Origin of the sequence: Citrobacter sp. Cpo061 (assembly GCF_030332845.1) — a bacterium.
Taxonomy (GTDB): domain Bacteria; phylum Pseudomonadota; class Gammaproteobacteria; order Enterobacterales; family Enterobacteriaceae; genus Citrobacter; species Citrobacter portucalensis.
Genome location: NZ_JAOWHB010000036.1, coordinates 513,354 through 532,563 on the forward strand (window position 1 = coordinate 513,354; position 19,210 = coordinate 532,563).

The window sequence follows — 19,210 nt, forward strand, 5'->3', positions numbered from 1 at the left end:
GTACCGCCTATACCCCAAAACTTTCGCCACAGCCGCATTCGTTCTGGGCTTTCGGGTTATGAAATTTAAATAACTGGTTTAATCCTTCGCGAACGAAATCGACTTCTGTGCCGTCAATGAACGGCATCGCCTGCAACGGCACATAAAGTCTGGCGCCCTCCGTTTCAAACAGCAGATCGTCTTTTTCGGGTTGGCGGACGGTATCCAGCACGTAACCGAATCCCGCGCACCCTGTTTGCTTCACGCCTAAACGCACACCCAACATGTCAGGTTGCTTTGCCACCAGTTCACGGATATGCGCCGCAGCCGCTGGCGTTAACGTCAGCCCACGCCAGGCAAAATCGTCCGGGTTAAATGTTCCTGAATGCAATTCCATAGAGTTACCTCGAGTCACTAGCTTTTAAGCTATAACACCATGTTAGTGATAATGATTATCACTTCAACCCCTCAACAGCAGGGGCATTCGGGTTAATCGCCCTTTTTGACTACTTTTACTAAGCATAGACCCTGCAGCGAGGGTTTACAGGGATGGATTATTTTGTTCAATGCATTGATTAATAATGGATTATGAAAATCCAATCGTTCAGTCAGGTCAAATGACAAAAGATGTATAGAAAATGTCTATTTAAGGGATAGGTGGGGATGAAGGTAGGGAAAAACAATTCAAATAATAAACAAACAACAAAAAACCCTTAAGTCTGCTTGTTGGCAGGCTTAAGGGTTCCGGCCCCATCCGGCGCTTATCTCCGGCACTCATATTGGCTTAGCTCTTGAAGGGGCGATAAGAAGAATCTCATACACCGATTAGTTTTTTTTAACACTAATTGCGGTTTGACTCTTTTATAAACGCGTTCAATCACATATTTAACGCTGTGCCTCACTGAGCGTGTCCAGCAGCAGGCGTAGCCCTGCGGGTTGATGTTCACGCGAAAGGTATAAACCATAAATCGGCAGGCACTTAGGTTGAAGTTCTGGCAGTAATCGAATTAGCTTTCCCTGCGCCAGCCCTTCCTGCGCCTCCAGCTCTGGCACCAACGCGATCCCCATTCCGGCCACCGCCGACTCGCAGAGCAGCGAAGAGATCCCTGCACTCAAATTCCCTTTGATTGCAACGGAGACAGGCTGCCCCTGAGGATCCAAAAAGTGCCAGGATTGTCCGGCAAAACCGCTGTAGTACAGGCAATTGTGCCGTGTGAGATCGTCGATTGTCTCAGGCGTGCCATGATGATGCAGATAATCTGCAGACGCGCAAAGCACCGATTTACAGTCGCCCAACCGACGGGCAATAGTCCCTGGCTCTGGATTATCCGTTATGCGGATCGCCACATCGATGCGTTCCCCCACAAGGCTTACCGGTTGATTATTGATCTCCACCTCAATACGTAATTGCGGATATTGCGCCATAAACGTCGGCAGAACCGGAGCAAGAATATGCATCGCGGTAAAATGGGCGCAGGCTACACGTAGCGTGCCGGAGGGAATTTGCGCGGCACTGGCGGCACCAATATCCAGCGAAAGTTGCGCCAGAGAACGTGTTTTCACTAATGCCTCTTCACCCGCTGGCGTGATCGTCAAGCGACGCGATGAGCGATGGAGAAGCCTTGCGCCTGCCCATTTTTCCATCTCGTCGAGATAACGACTGACCATCGGACGGGAAAGCCCCAACGCACGCGCGGCTGCGCTAAGGCTACCCAAATCACAGATATGGTTGAATACCGTTGCCGCCATCACTCTGTCCATTGTTCCCATCCGATCGTTTTATGAAACTCAGCATGTCCTAATGAGGGAATTCTAACAGATCCGAATATCCTTAAAATACGGGAACTATCAAAAGACAATTTCCTGCACAAGGTTACCTGGTATGAAAGTTAAAACTCTGGCCCTGCTGTTACCTCTGTTTGCGTCTTCAGCTTTCGCCGCGCCGCTACAGCTGGACGTCTATAATCCACAGGATAAGGCTATTTTCCCGGTTTCTTCGACGCTGGTGTCTGGCCCAAAAGAGGCGATTTTGTTTGACGCCCAGTTCAGTACCAAAGATGGTGAACAACTGGTGCAAATGATTCGCGCCAGCGGTAAAACGCTGAAGGCTATTGTGATCACCTCCGGCGATCCAGATTTCTATTTTGGTCTGGAGCCCATCGTTAAGGCCTTCCCACAGGTAAAAGTCCTGGCAACGCCGCAGGTGGTAGACCATATCCGCGCCACCAAAGAGGCCAAGCTGCAGTTCTGGGGCCCGCAAATGAAGGACGGCGCACCAACATCGCTCACCGTTCCGCAGGCGACTACGCAAACGCAGTTCACGGTTGATGACGAAACGCTGGAACTGCGTCACGCCAACGATTATGCCGCGTATATCTGGATCCCGGCGAATCGAGCCATTATTGGCGGCACAGGCGTGGCTTCAGGTATTCACGTCTGGACGGCGGACACACAGTCTGAACAACAACGTAGTGCATGGCGTAGCGTACTGAGCGAAATGCAGAGCTTACAGCCCACTCAGGTGGTACCGGGTCATTACATTGGCGACCGCCCAACCGGTGATAAAGCTATTCGCTTCACCCAGGACTATTTGCAGTCGTTTGAGCAGGCGCTAGGGGCGAAAAAAGGATCGGGTTATGTGATTAAAACCATGACGGCAGCATGGCCAGGCCTTGCAGACGTAAGCTCGCTGGAACTAAGTGCAAAAGTTAACAGCGGCGAGATGAAGTGGTAATGAAGATTTAAGGCAAAAAATAACCCCGAACGCGTGTCGGGGTTTCGTTACGATAAGCATACCGGAATCAATGAACGCCCATGCGCCAGGCAAAATAGATCTCTTCTTTCAGTTCAGTGGAAGAGAGCGCCAACAGATCTGCAAACTCCAGCTCAAGCTGTTTCAGCCTTTTCAGGTACTGAGCCGGTGAAAGATCGGTTTTATCACGACGTAAAAATTCTATTGCCAGTTGGGCAGGGTCTAATTGGGTAGACATATCATCCTCGCTTGTGTTCAAAACCTGCACAGTATAACACCATTCCCTGTGCAGATAATGACCAAAAGCAATATGCATCACAAAATTGCGGTCGTCAGACGCGACGTGCAGCACAATCGCCCCTGCTCATCGAAGATTTCTATTTGCCACACCTGGTGACGAGAACCTGTATGTAACGCGCGACATACGCCCCTGACGAGCCCTTCCCGCGCAGAACGGATATGGTTGGCGTTGATCTCCAGGCCCACCACTTTCTGCTCACCCTGAGTACACAAGTAGCCAGCTACCGAACCAATGCTTTCCGCCAGCACCACGGATGCACCGCCGTGCAACAAACCAAAGGGTTGTTTGGTGCGATGGTCCACTGGCATCGTAGCTTCCAGCGTATCGTCGCCAATGTGCACAAAACGAATATCGAGCAACCCAACCATATTTCCTTCACCCATGGCATTAAGCGCCTCGAGTGTGACTTCACGTTTCCAGATCATCCTATAATCTCCAGCAGTGCCTGTAATGGGTGGCGAACGCCCGTACCTTCAACGCGTTTAACCTGGCTGCGGCAGGAGTACCCTGTAGCCAGACAACGGTTACGTGGCAATCGTTGCATTGCCTGGTGCCATGATAACTCATAGATACCCAATGAGTTTTGGTGATTCTTCACTTCGTGACCGTAAGTGCCAGCCATACCACAGCACCCCACGCTGACGTTCTCCAGCTTTGCGCCAAAGCGAGCAAAAATAGCCGCCCATTGTGCAGGCGCGCCCGGTAAAGCCGTCACTTCGGTACAGTGGCCAAAGAAGTACCACGGTTCACCGCCAACAGCGACTGACTGCTGTGTTTCCACAGCTTTTGATAACCATTCGTTGGCCAGCAGCACATGGAAATCACCCCGCTGTTCTCCCAGCACCAGCTTGTATTCATCGCGATAACAAAGCACCAGCGCCGGATCAACACCCACCATCGGAATATTCAGCTTCGCTACCCGGTTAAGAAACTCGGATGTCTTTTTCGCCGTTTTGGCAAAACGGTTTAAAAAGCCTTTAATGTGCTGCGCCTTGCCATTTGGCGAAAACGGCAGCAGTACCGGCTGCATACCCAGTTTTTCTACCAGACGTATAAAATCAGCCACCACCTGCGCATCGTAATAGCTGGTGAAAGGGTCCTGCACCACCAGCACCGTACGGGCTTTTTGCTCGAGGCTGAGTAATTCGAGCTGTTCCAGCGTCATATTGGCGGAACGATGCCCCACAAGTTGGCGTTGCAGCGACGGCGCAGACAATAGCGGTAAATCAACCATTCCAATGTGCTTTTTAGCCAGATTTCGCACCAGCGGCTGATTGATGAAGAAGTTAAACGTTTTAGGCGCCCGCGCCATTAGCGGTGCATAGCTCTCAACGGTCGCCACCATATGATCGCGCAACGGGCGCAGATAACGCGTGTGGTACAGTTGCAGGAAGCGTGAGCGGAACTCCGGCACATCAATTTTAATCGGACACTGTGTGGAACAGGCTTTACACGCCAGGCACCCTGACATCGCCTCTTTTACTTCGTGCGAGAAATCGTATTCGCCCTTGCGTGCATGCCAGCTGTTGCGGGTACGGGTAATCAGCGTGCGTAAACTGGCGCGTTTCTCCGGTAGCTCTTTTTCCAGTTGCACAGGATCGATCCCGCGATCGGCCAACAGACGCAGCCATTCACGTACCAGGGTAGCTCGCCCTTTCGGAGAATGGATACGGTTAAGGCTGATTTTCATCGACGGACACATGGGGCTTTTCGCATCGAAGTTAAAGCATAACCCGTTGCCATTACACTCCATTGCCCCACGCCACTCCTGGCGTACGGCCAGCGGGATTTGACGGTCATACGTTCCGCGTTTCACCGCGTCCACTTTCATCATCGGCGCATCAACGTCTTCCGGTGGACAGATTTTGCCAGGGTTGAGCCGGTTTTGCGGATCAAACACCGATTTCACTTTGCGCAGTTCACGATACAGTTCATCACCGAAAAACGCCGGACTGTATTCCGCACGGAAACCTTTCCCGTGCTCACCCCACAACAGACCGCCATATTTTGCCGTCAGCGCGACGACATCATCAGAAATGCGTTTCATCAGCACTTCCTGCTGCGGGTCGCACATATCCAAAGCCGGCCTGACGTGCAGCACGCCAGCATCCACGTGGCCGAACATGCCGTAACTCAGACCATGGCTGTCGAGCAGCGCGCGAAACTCGGCAATATAGTCAGCCAGATGCTCCGGAGGAACGCAGGTATCCTCGGCGAACGGAATTGGCTTCGCGGAACCTTTTGCATTGCCCAGCAGACCGACAGCCTTTTTGCGCATGGCGTAAATTCGTTCGACGCCCGCCAGTTCGGTACATAGCTGCCAGCCAATAACGCCCGCTTCCTGGCGAGCGATTAACCCATCCAGGCGTTCGCAGAGTGCGCTGACCTGCGAATTAATCAAGGTTTCGTCGTCACCGGCAAACTCGACAATATTCAGGCCCAGCATCTCTTTATCCGCGACATCGGTAATCAGTTCGCTTACCGAGTGCCAGACGATGTCTTCACGCGCCAGATTGAGTACTTTGGAGTCGACGGTTTCTACCGACAATGCGCGCGCTTCCACCATCACCGGCGCGTTACGCAACGCCGAATCAAACGAATCGTACTTAACGTTAACCAACTGTCTGACTTTGGGCAGTGGCGTGATATCAAGGCGGGCTTCGGTGATAAACGCCAGCGTACCTTCAGAGCCGGTAAGAATGCGGGTTAAATCAAATTCGGTCATCTCATCGTTAAAGACGTGCCGCAGATCGTAACCCGTCAGGAAGCGATTAAGTTTCGGGAATTTATCCATGATCAGCTGTCGGTTATCACGACAACGCTCATAAACGGTCTTATAGATACGGCCAATCGTGGTATTGCTTTTACCCAGCATTTCGGCAAGCTCGACCGGCATGGGCTGGGTATCCAGAATATCACCGCCCATCAGCACCGCACGGATGCCCAACACATGATCGGAAGTTTTACCGTAAACCAACGATCCTTGCCCGGACGCATCGGTGTTGATCATCCCGCCGAGCGTTGCCCGGTTACTGGTGGATAATTCCGGGGCAAAGAAATAGCCATATGGCTTCAGAAACTGGTTGAGCTGGTCTTTTATCACCCCGGCTTCTACCCGCACCCAACCTTCTTGCGGGTTGATTTCAATAATCCGGCTCATATAGCGGGACATATCAACAATAATGCCCTGGTTCAGCGCCTGACCGTTGGTCCCGGTGCCGCCGCCGCGCGGGGTAAAAATCAACGACGAGAATAGCGGTTCTGCCGCCAGACGGGCGATTAACGCCACATCTGCGGTTGAACGAGGGAAAACGACAGCATCAGGAAGCAGCTGATAAATACTGTTATCCGTCGACATTGTCAGACGATCGGCATAGCTCGTTGCCGTATCACCCGTGAATCCTTGCTGCTCCAGCGCCTGCAAAAAATTGAGCACCAGCTGAACGACACCTGGCGCCTGAGAAATTTGTGGAATCATTATAGTGACCCTTTCCTGCGGTCTGTGTTGTGAATTTAATCGTTTGCGTGTTGCTTTGTTTGTTGTATCACATTTTTTTCTAATACGCTCAGCAGATTTACAGGCAGAATCCGCCTGTTCAAAACCGCTGAAATTGCTCATCATTATAGAGTGTGATTAACGTGTTCACGTCGCGTCAACGTTCTGGCGCAAAGACAAAGGTGAAAAGTATTTATGGTAAATTTCCGTCAGCCCAGGGATATTGCACAAGTGCTGCTATCGGTGCTGTTTTTAGCCATCCTGATTGTGGCCTGTCTCTGGATTGTTCAGCCCTTTATCCTCGGTTTTGCCTGGGCAGGTACGATTGTCATTGCGACCTGGCCTATCCTGCTACGCTTACAAAAATTGCTCTGGGGACGTCGTTCACTTGCCGTACTGGTGATGACACTGTTGTTAGTGCTGTTGTTCATCATCCCTATCGCGCTGCTGGTTAACAGTATCGTCGATGGCAGCGGGCCGCTGATCCATGCCGTAACCGCAGGTGATATGACGCTACCGGATCTGGCATGGTTGAACAGCATTCCACTGGTGGGTGCCAAGATGTATGGCGCATGGCACAGTTTACTGGATATGGGCGGTTCGGCCATTATGGCCAAGGTTCGTCCTTATATCGGTACCACCACCACCTGGTTTGTCGGTCAGGCCGCGCATATCGGCCGCTTTATGATGCACTGTGGTCTGATGCTGCTGTTCAGTGCCCTGTTGTACTGGCGCGGTGAACAGGTCGCATTAGGTATTCGTCACTTCGCTTGCCGTCTTGCCTCAAAACGTGGCGATGCTGCCATTCTGCTGGCCGCGCAAGCCATTCGCGCCGTCGCATTGGGCGTTGTGGTCACCGCTCTGGTGCAGGCAGTGCTCGGGGGTATTGGTCTGGCGGTAACCGGCGTGCCTTACGCCACACTGCTTGCGGTATTGATGATCCTGTCTTGTCTGGTGCAACTGGGGCCGTTGCCAGTGCTGATTCCGGCCATTATCTGGCTATACTGGACGGGGGATTCCACCTGGGGCACAGTGCTGCTGGTGTGGAGCGGCGTGGTCGGAACACTGGATAACGTAATTCGACCAATGCTGATTCGTATGGGGGCTGATTTGCCACTGATCCTGATTCTCTCCGGGGTCATCGGCGGACTGATTGCCTTCGGCATGATTGGTCTGTTTATCGGTCCAGTAGTGCTGGCCGTTTCCTGGCGTCTGTTCTCCGCCTGGGTAAACGAAGCCCCTGCGCCAGGTACCAATCCGGATGAAATCCTCGAAGAAATTGCTGAAATCGAACGCAATAAGTAATCCAACATCAGGCGGCAGCGCCGCCTGATTGTTTAACAATACTAATCAATCCTCCCTCTTGCGGGATTAGACCCAACCTCGTCCTTCTTTAAATAATCATTTGTGTCGCAAATTCTTTACAGTTTTTAAACTATTGAGATGAATCTGATCGACGTAAAAAATCACTATGCCTACTATTAGCTCATGGCTTTAGATCAACACATTGATTTATAAGCATGGAAATCCCCTGAGTGAAACAACGAATTGCTGTGTGTAGTCTTTGCCCAACTCCCACGTTGGGCTTTTTTTTGTCTTTCGCGCGCCACTCCACCAACCTTAACGCACCAACACATTATCTTCCCCGTCAAGGAACAAATAATATTGCACAAAATACTGTGACTCTCTTCAAGCAGAAATATCCACAGCAATGTTATTACTATTCCACCGTCTTTTATGAAGTGACCAAATAATGAACGCATTAGAACTACAGGCGATCCGCCATATTTTTGCTATGACGGTGGAAGAAAGCGCCAGGTATATCGCGCGCGATAACAATGTTGCCGCCTGGCAGCAATGGGAAAAGGGTGAAAGAGAAATTCCAGAAGACATCATCCGCATTTGTTCAGAAATGAAAGCCAGGAGGAAGTTAAGAATTAATGCAATTATCGACAAAATAAATAATCGTATCGGTAATAACACCATGCGTTTTTTCCCCGATCTGAACGCTTTTCAGGCGGTTTATCACCACGATGGTTTTCTCGACTGGAAAATCTATCAGTCGGTTGCTGTTGAACTCTATGCTCACGATCTCGAGCGTATGTGTTAAGAGATTGCAACGCCATACCTATTTAGCCTCTTCGCTGAGTAACACATTATGAAAAACACCTATTTCTCCACTGCGATAGGGCTGTACCTAAATTACCTTGTGCACGGTATGGGGGTCATTCTGATGAGCCTCAATATGTCTTCGCTGGAACAACAGTGGCAAACCAATGCTGCGGGCGTCTCGATTGTTATTTCCTCACTCGGCATCGGCCGCTTAAGCGTTTTATTAGTGGCAGGGATGCTTTCCGATCGCTACGGTCGCAGACCATTTATTATCCTTGGTATGACCTGCTACCTGATTTTCTTTATTGGCATCATCAATACTCACAGTATTTTTCTTGCCTATGCTTTTGGTTTTTTAGCAGGAATGGCAAACAGTTTTCTCGATGCCGGAACCTATCCCAGCCTGATGGAGGCATTCCCCCGCTCCCCCAGCACAGCCAATATTTTGATTAAAGCCTTCGTCTCCAGCGGTCAGTTCTTGCTGCCAATGATCATCAGCCTGCTGGTGTGGAGCGAACTTTGGTTTGGCTGGTCCTTCCTGCTGGCGGCTGCCGTTATGATACTCAACGGCGTGTTTTTGTTTCGCTGTCGGTTTCCGCCACACCCCGGGACTCATATCGTCATCCGGGCACAACCTGCTGAACGAGAAATCGCACAACCTGAACATCGTTGCTCCCTGCTCGACCTTGCCAGTTACACCCTATACGGCTACATCGCAATGGCAACATTTTACCTGGTAAGCCAGTGGCTGGCGCAATACGGACAGTTTGTCGCAGGAATGTCCTATACGTTATCTATCAAACTGTTAAGCATTTATACCTGCGGCTCTCTACTGTGCGTGCTGATCACCGCCCCGCTGGCGCGAAAAGCAGAACGCGCGACATCGATGCTGATGCTGTATACGTTTATCTCATTTGTCGCATTGCTGATGGTTTGTCTGCATCCGACACCCTACGTGGTCATTATCTTTGCGTTTGTCATCGGTTTTTCTTCCGCTGGGGGCGTTGTGCAAATCGGTTTAACGCTCATGGCCGCACGCTTTCCGCATGCGAAGGGTAAAGCGACCGGGATTTACTATAGCGCGGGCAGCATTGCGACCTTCACCATTCCATTGATAACAGCAAAACTCTCAGAAACCAGTATTGCTCACATCATGTGGTTTGATACTGGCATAGCTGCTGTTGGGTTCCTGTTGGCGTTATTTATTGGTTATCGCAGCCACATCGCGTCAAAGCATCAGCTAAAAATGATACAAGCCGTAGAATAGCGTGGATGCAATATTGTTCCCCCCTTCTGCAAAATAATTGGCATATGTTTTAAAACATCAACAAAACACCGGCTGGCAGAGTTCAATTTCACAGTGTGTTATGCAATATACCTGGTAACTTAAACGCCATGCTATGTAGGTTCTGTGGCTGCCACCCGGTATATTAATTACAAGGTCGCCGCAATTTAAACAATATCGACGAGCACAGAACAATTTTAAAATCCGCAAGGAGTTGTGAAAATGTCTCAAAGCAAGACCTTTAATACGCCATTTCTTTTGGCGATAACCTGTATTTATTTAAGTTATTTCCTACACGGCATTAGCGTCATTACACTGGCGCAAAATATGACCTCTCTTGCAGAAAAGTTTTCCACCGACAATGCAGGAATTGCCTATTTGATTTCAGGCATTGGTCTGGGACGACTGGTGAGCATATTATTCTTTGGCGTGCTCTCAGATAAATTTGGTCGTCGGGCTATCATTCTGTTAGGGGCTATTCTTTATATACTGTTCTTCTTCGGTATTCCCGCCAGCCCTAATCTGATGATTGCCTTTATTCTGGCCGTTTGCGTTGGTGTGGCAAACTCGGCACTGGATACCGGTGGGTACCCGGCGTTAATGGAATGCTTCCCTAAAGCCTCTGGCTCAGCCGTTATCCTGGTGAAAGCTATGGTCTCGTTTGGGCAGATGATCTACCCCATCGTCGTCAGCACCATGCTGCTCAACCATATCTGGTACGGTTATGCGGTCATTATCCCGGGTGCGTTGTTTGTAGTCATTACCCTGATGCTGCTAAAAAGTCGTTTCCCCAGCCAGATGGTGGATGCCGGCATCGCGAAAGATCTGCCACAGATGAACAGTAAACCGTTGGTCTGGCTGGAAGGTGTGGCATCCGTCATGTTTGGTGTTGCTGCCTTTTCGACTTTTTACGTCATCGTGGTCTGGATGCCGAAATATGCGATGGCCTTTGCCGGTATGGCAGAATCCGACGCACTGAAAACAATCTCTTACTACAGTATGGGGTCGTTGGTCTGCGTATTTATCTTTGCCGCACTGTTGAAAAAATGGGTACGACCTATTTGGGCAAACGTATTTAACGCCGGACTGGCAACCATCACCGCAGCCATGATCTATTTATACCCATCTCCGCTGGTATGTAACGCCGGTTCATTTCTCATTGGATTTTCTGCCGCTGGCGGTATTTTACAGCTCGGTGTCTCGGTGATGTCAGAGTTCTTTCCCAAGAGCAAGGCCAAAGTCACCAGTATTTATATGATGATGGGTGGCGTAGCCAACTTTATTATCCCATTAATCACCGGATACCTCTCTAACATTGGTCTGCAATACATTATTTTGCTGGACCTTGCATTTGCTCTGTTGGCTTTTGTCACCGCCATCATCGTCTTTATTCGTTACTACCGCGTATTTGATATCCCCAAAAATGATGTGCGGTTGGGCGAGCGTTATTTTCAATAAATTGTTTAGAAGGAGTATCAAATGGACGTAACTGCTAAATATGAACTGATTGGTTTGATGGCTTACCCTATCAGACACAGTCTGTCGCCTGAAATGCAAAATAAGGCATTAGAAAAAGCGGGATTGCCATTCACTTACATGGCATTTGAAGTTGATAACTCAACGTTTGCTAATGCCATTGCCGGGCTGAAGGCCTTAAAGATGCGGGGGACCGGGGTCTCAATGCCCAACAAGCAACTGGCATGTGAGTATGTTGATGAATTAACACCCGCAGCCAAGCTGGTCGGCGCAATTAACACTATCGTCAATGATGATGGTTACCTGCGCGGTTACAATACCGATGGCACGGGCCATATTCGTGCAATTAAGGAAAGTGGTTTCGATATCAAAGGTAAAACCATGGTACTGTTGGGCGCAGGCGGTGCGTCGACGGCTATTGGTGCACAGGCAGCGATTGAAGGCGTCAAAGAAATTAAACTCTTTAACCGCCAGGATGAGTTTTTTGCCAAAGCGCAGGAGTTTGCCAAACGCGTCAATGAAAACACCGACTGCGTGGTCACCGTTATCGATCTCGCCGATCGCCAGGCTTTTGCTGACGCACTTGCCAGCGCAGATATTTTGACCAACGGCACTAAAGTCGGCATGAAGCCGCTGGAAAATGAATCTCTCGTGACCGACGCTTCCCTGCTGCGTCCGGAACTGCTGGTAACCGAATGCGTCTACAACCCGCATATGACCAAATTATTGCAGCAGGCACAAAGTGCTGGTTGCAAAACAATTGATGGTTACGGCATGTTGTTGTGGCAAGGGGCTGAACAGTTCAAGCTCTGGACCGGGAAAGATTTCCCACTGGAGTATGTGAAACAGGTTATGGGTTTTGCCGCCTGACGGGCAAGCATTTGTACAATAGTTAAAGGGTAATCAATGAAAACCGTAACCGTAAAAAACCTCGTTATTGGCGAGGGTGCGCCGAAGATCATTGTCTCGCTGATGGGTAAAGACATCGCAACGGTAAAAAGCGAAGCGCTGGCCTATCGCGAAGCGGATTTCGACATTCTGGAATGGCGCGTAGACCATTTCACCGATGTCTCTTCCATTGAGGCGGTGTTGGAAGCTGCGCGCACCATCCGCGATGTGATGGCTGACAAACCACTGCTTTTCACCTTCCGTAGCGCCAAAGAAGGCGGTGAACAGGCTCTGTCTGTCGAGCACTATATTGCACTTAACCGCGCGGCGGTAGACAGCAGTCTGGTGGATATGATCGATCTGGAACTGTTTACCGGTGACGAACTGGTCAAAGCGACCGTCGAGCATGCGCATGCGAAAAATGTCTTTGTGATTATGTCCAATCACGATTTTCATAAGACACCAGCCGCGGAAGAGATTGTCCAGCGCCTGCGTAAAATGCAGGAGCTGGGCGCAGATATTCCGAAGATTGCCTTGATGCCGCAAAATAAAACGGATGTTCTGACGCTGCTTAGTGCCACGCTGGAAATGCAAGAACGCTATGCCGATCGCCCGATAATCACCATGTCGATGGCTAAAACAGGGGTGATTTCACGTCTGTCTGGTGAGGTTTTCGGTTCAGCGGCAACCTTTGGGGCAGTAAAAAAAGCCTCCGCACCAGGACAAATTTCGGTCACCGACCTGCGTACTGTATTGACAATATTGCATCAGGCTTAATTACAGATATATCCATATAAATATCAGTAATGCCCCACCCCAGATATTCGTCTAACCACGGATATCTGGCCGGTAATTAAGCGTTATTAAATAACTCACAATATTATTGTCGAATATAGCGACAGGTAGTCGCACGCATATAATCTGGAGTTCACATGAAATTTTCAAGGCCAAATCGTATAGATGGTCGGGTACCCGTATTATCCGCTGCAGATGCAGTCAATTATATTCCTGATGAAGCAACGCTTTGTGTATTAGGTGCTGGAGGGGGTATTCTCGAAGCAACAACATTAATTAATGCACTGGCTGAAAAATATAAAAACTCTCAGTCACCGCGAAATTTAGCATTGATTAGTCCTACAGGTTTGGGTGACCGTGCCGACCGGGGAATTAGCCCACTGGCACAGGAAGGTTTAGTCAAATGGGCATTATGCGGACACTGGGGACAATCACCGCGAATCTCCGATCTGGCTGAACAAAATAAAATTGCCGCCTATAACTATCCTCAGGGCGTATTAACCCAAACCCTGCGTGCATCGGCGGCTCACCAGCCGGGGATCCTTAGTGATATCGGCATTGGTACATTTGTTGACCCTCGCCAACAGGGCGGTAAGCTGAATGAAGTGACCACCGAAGATCTGATCAAATTGGTGGAAATTGATAACAAAGAGTATCTGTATTACAAGGCCATTGCGCCAAACATCGCCTTTATTCGCGCCACCACTTGCGACAGTGAAGGCTACGCCACCTTTGAAGATGAAGTGATGTATCTTGATGCGCTGGTGATTGCCCAGGCCGTACACAATAACGGTGGCATCGTTATGATGCAGGTGCAAAAGATGGTGAAGAAAGCCACGTTGCATCCGAAATCGGTGCGTATTCCCGGCTATCTGGTCGATATTGTGGTCATCGACCCCGACCAAACGCAACTGTATGGTGGCGCGCCGGTTAACCGCTTTATCTCTGGCGATTTTGTTCTCGATGACAGCCAACAGACTGCCCTGCCGCTCAATCAGCGTAAACTGGTGGCCAGACGCGCCCTGTTTGAAATGCGCAAAGGTGCGGTCGGCAACGTTGGCGTAGGCATTGCCGATGGCATTGGCCTCGTCGCGCGCGAAGAAGGCTGTGCTGACGATTTTATTCTGACAGTCGAAACGGGTCCGATTGGCGGCATCACCTCTCAAGGTATTGCTTTCGGCGCCAACGTCAACACCCGCGCCATTCTGGATATGACCTCCCAGTTTGACTTCTATCACGGTGGTGGACTGGACGTGTGCTATTTAAGTTTTGCCGAAGTCGATCGCCACGGCAACGTCGGCGTACACAAATTCAATGGCAAAATCATGGGTACCGGCGGTTTTATCGATATTAGCGCCACCTCCAAAAAAATTATTTTCTGCGGCACGTTAACTGCCGGAAGTCTGAAAACGGAAGTTGCCGATGGCAAGTTAAATATCGTGCAGGAAGGTCGGGTGAAAAAATTCGTCAACGAATTACCTGAAGTGACTTTCAGCGGAAAAATTGCTCTCGAACGTGGACTTGATGTGCGTTACATCACTGAACGCGCTGTCTTTACGTTAAAAGCAGATGGTCTTCATTTAATCGAAATTGCACCGGGAGTCTCTTTACAGGAAGACATCCTGGACAAGATGGATTTTACGCCAATTATTTCGCCAAATCTGAAGCTGATGGACGAAAGATTATTTATCGATGTCTCGATGGGTTTTGTATTACCCGACGCCGCCAATTAAAAGGAGTACCCTGATGGACTTTTCTTTAACTGAAGAACAAGAACTGCTGCTTGCCAGTATTCGAGAACTGATTACCAGCAATTTCCCGGAAGAATATTTCCGTACCTGCGATCAGACGGCGACCTACCCGAAAGAGTTTATGCGTGCCCTGGCGGACAACGGTATTTCGATGCTGGGCGTTCCGGAAGAGTTTGGTGGCATCCCGGCAGATTACGTCACACAGATGCTGGCGCTGATGGAAGTTTCAAAATGCGGCGCACCCGCTTTTTTGATCACTAACGGTCAGTGCATTCACAGTATGCGTCGTTTTGGATCCGCTGAACAGCTGCGTAAGACCGCAGAAAGCACCATGGAAACGGGCGATCCAGCGTATGCGCTGGCATTAACCGAACCGGGAGCTGGCTCCGACAACAACAGCGCGACCACCAGCTACACTCGCAAAAATGGTAAGGTCTATCTCAACGGGCAAAAAACCTTTATCACCGGCGCAAAAGAGTATCCATATATGCTGGTACTGGCCCGCGATCCGGAGCCAAAAGATCCGAAAAAAGCTTTTACGCTGTGGTGGGTCGATTCGAAGAAACCCGGCATTAAGGTTAATCCGCTGCATAAAATCGGCTGGCATATGCTCAGCACCTGCGAAGTCTATCTTGATGACGTCGAAGTGGACGAAAGCGATATGGTCGGAGAGGAAGGCATGGGTTTCCTCAACGTCATGTACAACTTCGAAATGGAACGTTTGATCAACGCTGCGCGCAGTACCGGTTTTGCTGAATGCGCCTTCGAAGATGCCGCCCGTTACGCCAACCAGCGCATCGCATTCGGTAAGCCAATTGGTCACAATCAGATGATCCAGGAAAAACTGGCGCTGATGGCGATTAAAATCGATAACATGCGCAATATGGTGTTAAAAGTCGCCTGGCAGGCCGATCAGGAACAGTCTCTGCGCACCAGTGCAGCGCTGGCAAAACTGTATTGTGCACGTACTGCAATGGAAGTGATTGATGACGCCATTCAGATTATGGGTGGGCTGGGTTACACCGACGAAGCACGCGTTTCCCGCTTCTGGCGTGATGTCCGCTGTGAACGCATTGGCGGTGGTACAGATGAAATCATGATTTACGTCGCGGGTCGCCAAATCCTGAAAGATTATCAGAATAAGTAAGCAGTAATGCTTGCCGGATAGCGCAAATGCGTTATCCGGCACGAGCCAGGTTAATCATATTTCTGGCATCAAACATTCCTGTTCTACAAGGTTATTTTTAAACTGCTTACGATAATCGCTGGGGGTACAACCCACATGCCGCTGAAAGAGTTTGGCAAAGTGATCGACATTTTCATACCCTACCCGCCAGGAAATTTCTGCCAACGAGGACTCCGTATTCGTCAGGGCAAATTTTGCCTCTGTCATTCGCCGCTGAATCACATAATTAATCGGCGAAATACGATACTCCTTAGTAAACTCGTGACAGATATAGCTCACGCTGGCACGAAATTTCTTAGACAACTGTTCCAGCGTAATTTTCTCTCGGAAATTGTTATTTAAATAAACCAACACATCTTTAATTAAGATATCTTTTTTAATATATCCCTGCTCAGAACGATAAGCATTTTTAAAGTTTTCGTAATATAAAACGGTTAATGCATAAGCGAAGGCGTCATAAGCGGAAGACGTCAGGTTATTCTTGCTCTGCGGGATCATAACACTCAGTTCATTAAAGATACTTTTAATAACCTCTTTGCCCTGGCTAACGCTAATAACCGGACACGAGTGTATCTGCAAGAGTTGGTTCTCCTGCCAGTCGTTGAAACGAAAGCCGTAGAGCGCACAGGTGTAAGTGGTTGCAGGTGCGCTGCTATCGGAAGCAACCGCATGTAACCGCCCTTGTTCTATCACTACGATGTCACCCGCATGTGCGACATACAGCGAAGAGTCGATAATTAGCCTTGCGACACCTTTTTTTACATAGATAAGCTCTGTTTCATTGTCATGAACATGATGACCCGACTCCCAGTTAGGATCATCACTGATGACGAATCGCGAAAATCTCGGGGTTTTTCCCTGTTCAAAAAGGGTCTCCATGGCATTATCAAAACAGCGTTGATACATGACAACCTCCACCGAAAGGCAGTAATTTTGCGGATAATTAATATCGAAAAGTAAAAACGATGAAGACGTTATACAACGTTATTCTGTCCAGGCGAAACAAAATTATTTGCGTCGTCTGCAAGATGACACCTCCAACTTCAGCACGCTGCTCGCACAAATTGTTTTTATTTTAAAATAACAGGAAAATGTAAATGTTATTAAGTCAGCAATAATAATTTACACACCAGAAACAAAGTGCATGCAGAAACGGATAAAAATATGATCCATTTCTCAAAAAAACGTCTCGATTTTATTTCCATATTTATCACTTTAACACCCGACGTCGTCTTTACGTTCATAAACTCAGCATTCCTAAAGTCCTTTTTTTTGCAAGATTGTTGGGAATGAAAACAGATTGCCCCGTCGAAAACAGTCTCCCTCTGCCGCACACTATTTTCAGTCAATTTTCCCTACTGTTGATGATGGCACTCCCCGTCATCATCAACACGAGAATCACTGGAGATGCCATGAAACTAATAACCTGCTTTAAGTTGGTGCCTGAAGAACAGGACATTGTTGTTACCCCAGAACGTTCGCTTAACTTTGACCGGGCCGATGCCAAAATCAGTCAGTTTGATTTGAATGCAATAGAGGCCGCGACGCAACTTAGTGCGGAAGGTGATGAAATTGTCGCCTTAACGGTTGGCGGCTCGCTACTGCAAAACTCCAAAGTGCGTAAAGACGTACTGTCCCGCGGGCCGGAAAGTTTGTTTATGGTGCAGGATCCCCAACTGGAGCATTCATTACCGCGAGACACGGCTCAGGCGCTGGCCTGCGCGGCCAAAAACATTGAATTCGACCTGATGCTGTTCGGCGAAGGGTCTGGAGACATCTACGCCCAGCAGGTTGGCTTACTGGTTGGCGAACTCTTACAACTTCCGGTGATTAACGCCGTCAGCAACATCCAACGTAACGGCGATCGCATTGTGGTTGAACGTACGCTGGAAGACGAAGTTGAAGTGATTGAACTGCCGCTCCCCGCCGTGCTGTGCGTAACCTCGGATATCAACACGCCGCGTATTCCCTCGATGAAAGCCATTCTGGGCGCAGGTAAAAAACCAGTCACACCGTGGCAAGCCAGCGATATTGGCTGGACACCTGCCTCACCGTTAGCAGAACTAGTGAGCCTCACCGTTCCGCCACAAACAGAACGTAAGCACATCATTCTGGAAAATGACTCAGCAGAAGCCATCGCCGAGCTGGCTGAGCATCTGAAAAAAGCCCTGAACTAAGCCCAACGGAGAGAAATTATCATGAGTAAATTAGCTAACGTATGGGTGTTCAGCGATAACGTAGAACGCTATGCAGAATTAATGGCCGGCGCACGCCTGTGGGGTGAACAGGTACACCTTATTGTACAAGGCAACGAACAGGCCAATCAGGTTAAACCTCTGGGTGCCGATGAGATTGTCGTGCTTGAAACAACGTCTGGTTTACAGCGTGTTGAAAATTTTGCCGAGACCATCGCCGCCCTGATACAAGAACATACCGGGCTATTGCTGATGCCAGCTACAAAACGCGCTAAATCCCTTGGTGCGCGGTTAAGTATTCAGCTCAATGCAGCGATGGTAAATGACGCCACGTCGGTAACGCTTGATGATGGCTCACTGTTCGCAGAACACCGTATGTACGGTGGCCTGGCATTCGGCAAAGAAAAAATCAAAACAACTCAGGCAATTATCACCCTTGCCCCAGGCGTACTTGAACCGGTAGAGGCTAATGCTTCACATACCTGCCCTGTTGTCTTTGCACCTTACATCGCACCACACCATGAAATTATGTGCCAGGAACGTCGCGCCAAATCCGTGAGCAGCGTGGATCTCAGCAAAGCCAAACGTGTGGTGGGTGTGGGCCGCGGCCTGGTTGCGCAAAACGATCTGGAGATGGTGCGCCAGTTGGCATCTGTACTGGGTGCAGAAGTGGGTTGTTCACGACCGATTGCCGAAGGCGAAAACTGGATGGAACGCGAACGCTACATCGGCGTTTCTGGCGTGTTACTGAAATCGGACCTTTACCTCACCCTCGGCATTTCAGGACAAATTCAGCATATGGTTGGCGGTAACGGCGCGAAAGTCATTGTTGCCATCAACAAAGATAAGAAAGCCCCTATTTTCAATTACGCCGATTACGGACTGGTCGGCGACATCTACAAAGTCGTTCCGGCTCTTATCGAGCATCTCAGCCGCTAACCCCCACATTTAACGCACATATCCCGCTGCCCTCGCAGCGGGAAGGGAGCATAAA

General features: G+C 49.4%; 17 protein-coding genes and 1 other RNA gene. 12 read left to right on the forward strand and 6 right to left on the reverse strand.

What is annotated here, in order from left to right:
* Positions 1-7: 7 nt before the first annotated feature.
* Positions 8-376 carry a Fe-S cluster assembly scaffold SufA gene (gene sufA, locus OGX97_RS08485; protein ID WP_003832645.1) on the reverse strand — a complete coding sequence of 123 codons (369 nt, stop codon included), beginning with the start codon at positions 374-376 and terminating at the stop codon, positions 8-10.
* 488 nt (positions 377-864) lie between these two features.
* Positions 865-1,740, reverse strand: coding sequence for a LysR family transcriptional regulator (locus tag OGX97_RS08490; RefSeq protein WP_235123966.1), 876 nt, complete (start codon positions 1,738-1,740; stop codon positions 865-867).
* A gap of 121 nt (positions 1,741-1,861) precedes the next feature.
* Between OGX97_RS08490 and OGX97_RS08495 the strand changes: the two genes are divergently transcribed.
* Positions 1,862-2,713 (forward strand): Vmh family MBL fold metallo-hydrolase, encoded by an 852-nt coding sequence (locus OGX97_RS08495; RefSeq protein ID WP_008784605.1) that lies wholly within the window; start codon positions 1,862-1,864, stop codon positions 2,711-2,713.
* Positions 2,714-2,780: 67 nt separating this feature from the next.
* Here the strand turns inward: OGX97_RS08495 and OGX97_RS08500 are convergent, their stop codons facing one another.
* From OGX97_RS08500 to ydiJ, 3 genes are all read right to left on the reverse strand, one after another.
* Positions 2,781-2,969 carry a YdiH family protein gene (locus tag OGX97_RS08500; RefSeq protein ID WP_003030540.1) on the reverse strand — a complete coding sequence of 63 codons (189 nt, stop codon included), beginning with the start codon at positions 2,967-2,969 and terminating at the stop codon, positions 2,781-2,783.
* A gap of 77 nt (positions 2,970-3,046) precedes the next feature.
* Positions 3,047-3,457: a 1,4-dihydroxy-2-naphthoyl-CoA hydrolase gene (gene menI, locus OGX97_RS08505; protein ID WP_008784603.1), complete on the reverse strand. Its 411-nt coding sequence runs from the start codon at positions 3,455-3,457 to the stop codon at positions 3,047-3,049.
* On the reverse strand, positions 3,454-6,510 hold the full coding sequence (gene ydiJ / locus OGX97_RS08510) for a D-2-hydroxyglutarate dehydrogenase YdiJ (protein WP_057067855.1): 3,057 nt from the start codon (positions 6,508-6,510) through the stop codon (positions 3,454-3,456). Before ydiJ ends, menI begins: the two co-directional genes overlap by 4 nt.
* Positions 6,511-6,723: 213 nt before the next feature.
* Between ydiJ and ydiK the strand changes: the two genes are divergently transcribed.
* From ydiK to OGX97_RS08555, 9 genes are all read left to right on the forward strand, one after another.
* A complete protein-coding gene (gene ydiK, locus OGX97_RS08515; protein WP_003832632.1) occupies positions 6,724-7,833 on the forward strand; it encodes an AI-2E family transporter YdiK in 1,110 nt (369 codons plus the stop codon).
* A gap of 183 nt (positions 7,834-8,016) precedes the next feature.
* Positions 8,017-8,124, forward strand: an RNA gene (rprA, locus tag OGX97_RS08520) — antisense sRNA RprA.
* 157 nt (positions 8,125-8,281) lie between these two features.
* Positions 8,282-8,638: a YdiL family protein gene (locus OGX97_RS08525; RefSeq protein WP_235123969.1), complete on the forward strand. Its 357-nt coding sequence runs from the start codon at positions 8,282-8,284 to the stop codon at positions 8,636-8,638.
* Between the two features lie 48 nt (positions 8,639-8,686).
* The gene (locus OGX97_RS08530) at positions 8,687-9,907 is read left to right on the forward strand and encodes an MFS transporter (protein WP_235123972.1); all 1,221 of its coding nucleotides are present in this window, start codon (positions 8,687-8,689) and stop codon (positions 9,905-9,907) included.
* A gap of 240 nt (positions 9,908-10,147) precedes the next feature.
* A complete protein-coding gene (locus tag OGX97_RS08535) occupies positions 10,148-11,383 on the forward strand; it encodes an MFS transporter (RefSeq protein ID WP_111465728.1) in 1,236 nt (411 codons plus the stop codon).
* A 21-nt stretch (positions 11,384-11,404) separates the two neighbouring features.
* Positions 11,405-12,271, forward strand: a complete 867-nt coding sequence (gene ydiB, locus OGX97_RS08540; protein WP_235123988.1) for a quinate/shikimate dehydrogenase — start codon at positions 11,405-11,407, stop codon at positions 12,269-12,271.
* Between the two features lie 36 nt (positions 12,272-12,307).
* A complete protein-coding gene (gene aroD / locus OGX97_RS08545; RefSeq protein WP_235123997.1) occupies positions 12,308-13,066 on the forward strand; it encodes a type I 3-dehydroquinate dehydratase in 759 nt (252 codons plus the stop codon).
* 155 nt (positions 13,067-13,221) lie between these two features.
* Positions 13,222-14,817: an acyl CoA:acetate/3-ketoacid CoA transferase gene (locus OGX97_RS08550; RefSeq protein WP_235123999.1), complete on the forward strand. Its 1,596-nt coding sequence runs from the start codon at positions 13,222-13,224 to the stop codon at positions 14,815-14,817.
* A 13-nt stretch (positions 14,818-14,830) separates the two neighbouring features.
* Entirely contained in the window at positions 14,831-15,982 is a 1,152-nt protein-coding gene (locus tag OGX97_RS08555) for an acyl-CoA dehydrogenase (RefSeq protein WP_003832619.1), read from the forward strand.
* Between the two features lie 54 nt (positions 15,983-16,036).
* Here OGX97_RS08555 and OGX97_RS08560 read toward each other — a convergent pair whose 3' ends face one another.
* Positions 16,037-16,927, reverse strand: a complete 891-nt coding sequence (locus tag OGX97_RS08560; RefSeq protein WP_208744367.1) for an AraC family transcriptional regulator — start codon at positions 16,925-16,927, stop codon at positions 16,037-16,039.
* 506 nt (positions 16,928-17,433) lie between these two features.
* On the opposite strand from OGX97_RS08560, the gene OGX97_RS08565 reads away from it, so the two are divergent.
* Positions 17,434-18,198 carry an electron transfer flavoprotein gene (locus OGX97_RS08565; RefSeq protein WP_286592241.1) on the forward strand — a complete coding sequence of 255 codons (765 nt, stop codon included), beginning with the start codon at positions 17,434-17,436 and terminating at the stop codon, positions 18,196-18,198.
* 21 nt (positions 18,199-18,219) lie between these two features.
* Positions 18,220-19,155 (forward strand): electron transfer flavoprotein subunit alpha, encoded by a 936-nt coding sequence (locus OGX97_RS08570; RefSeq protein WP_235124002.1) that lies wholly within the window; start codon positions 18,220-18,222, stop codon positions 19,153-19,155.
* The last annotated feature ends 55 nt before the right edge of the window (positions 19,156-19,210 follow it).

Coding starts and splice junctions, on each gene's coding strand:
- OGX97_RS08525 (WP_235123969.1), top strand. CDS start 8,282: ATGAACGCATTAGAACTACAGGCGATCCGCCATATTTTTGCTATGACG.
- OGX97_RS08570 (WP_235124002.1), top strand. CDS start 18,220: ATGAGTAAATTAGCTAACGTATGGGTGTTCAGCGATAACGTAGAACGC.
- OGX97_RS08560 (WP_208744367.1), bottom strand. CDS start 16,927: ATGTATCAACGCTGTTTTGATAATGCCATGGAGACCCTTTTTGAACAG.
- ydiJ (WP_057067855.1), bottom strand. CDS start 6,510: ATGATTCCACAAATTTCTCAGGCGCCAGGTGTCGTTCAGCTGGTGCTC.
- ydiK (WP_003832632.1), top strand. CDS start 6,724: ATGGTAAATTTCCGTCAGCCCAGGGATATTGCACAAGTGCTGCTATCG.
- ydiB (WP_235123988.1), top strand. CDS start 11,405: ATGGACGTAACTGCTAAATATGAACTGATTGGTTTGATGGCTTACCCT.
- sufA (WP_003832645.1), bottom strand. CDS start 376: ATGGAATTGCATTCAGGAACATTTAACCCGGACGATTTTGCCTGGCGT.
- OGX97_RS08500 (WP_003030540.1), bottom strand. CDS start 2,969: ATGTCTACCCAATTAGACCCTGCCCAACTGGCAATAGAATTTTTACGT.
- OGX97_RS08535 (WP_111465728.1), top strand. CDS start 10,148: ATGTCTCAAAGCAAGACCTTTAATACGCCATTTCTTTTGGCGATAACC.
- OGX97_RS08550 (WP_235123999.1), top strand. CDS start 13,222: ATGAAATTTTCAAGGCCAAATCGTATAGATGGTCGGGTACCCGTATTA.
- OGX97_RS08490 (WP_235123966.1), bottom strand. CDS start 1,740: ATGGACAGAGTGATGGCGGCAACGGTATTCAACCATATCTGTGATTTG.
- OGX97_RS08495 (WP_008784605.1), top strand. CDS start 1,862: ATGAAAGTTAAAACTCTGGCCCTGCTGTTACCTCTGTTTGCGTCTTCA.
- OGX97_RS08530 (WP_235123972.1), top strand. CDS start 8,687: ATGAAAAACACCTATTTCTCCACTGCGATAGGGCTGTACCTAAATTAC.
- OGX97_RS08555 (WP_003832619.1), top strand. CDS start 14,831: ATGGACTTTTCTTTAACTGAAGAACAAGAACTGCTGCTTGCCAGTATT.
- aroD (WP_235123997.1), top strand. CDS start 12,308: ATGAAAACCGTAACCGTAAAAAACCTCGTTATTGGCGAGGGTGCGCCG.
- menI (WP_008784603.1), bottom strand. CDS start 3,457: ATGATCTGGAAACGTGAAGTCACACTCGAGGCGCTTAATGCCATGGGT.
- OGX97_RS08565 (WP_286592241.1), top strand. CDS start 17,434: ATGAAACTAATAACCTGCTTTAAGTTGGTGCCTGAAGAACAGGACATT.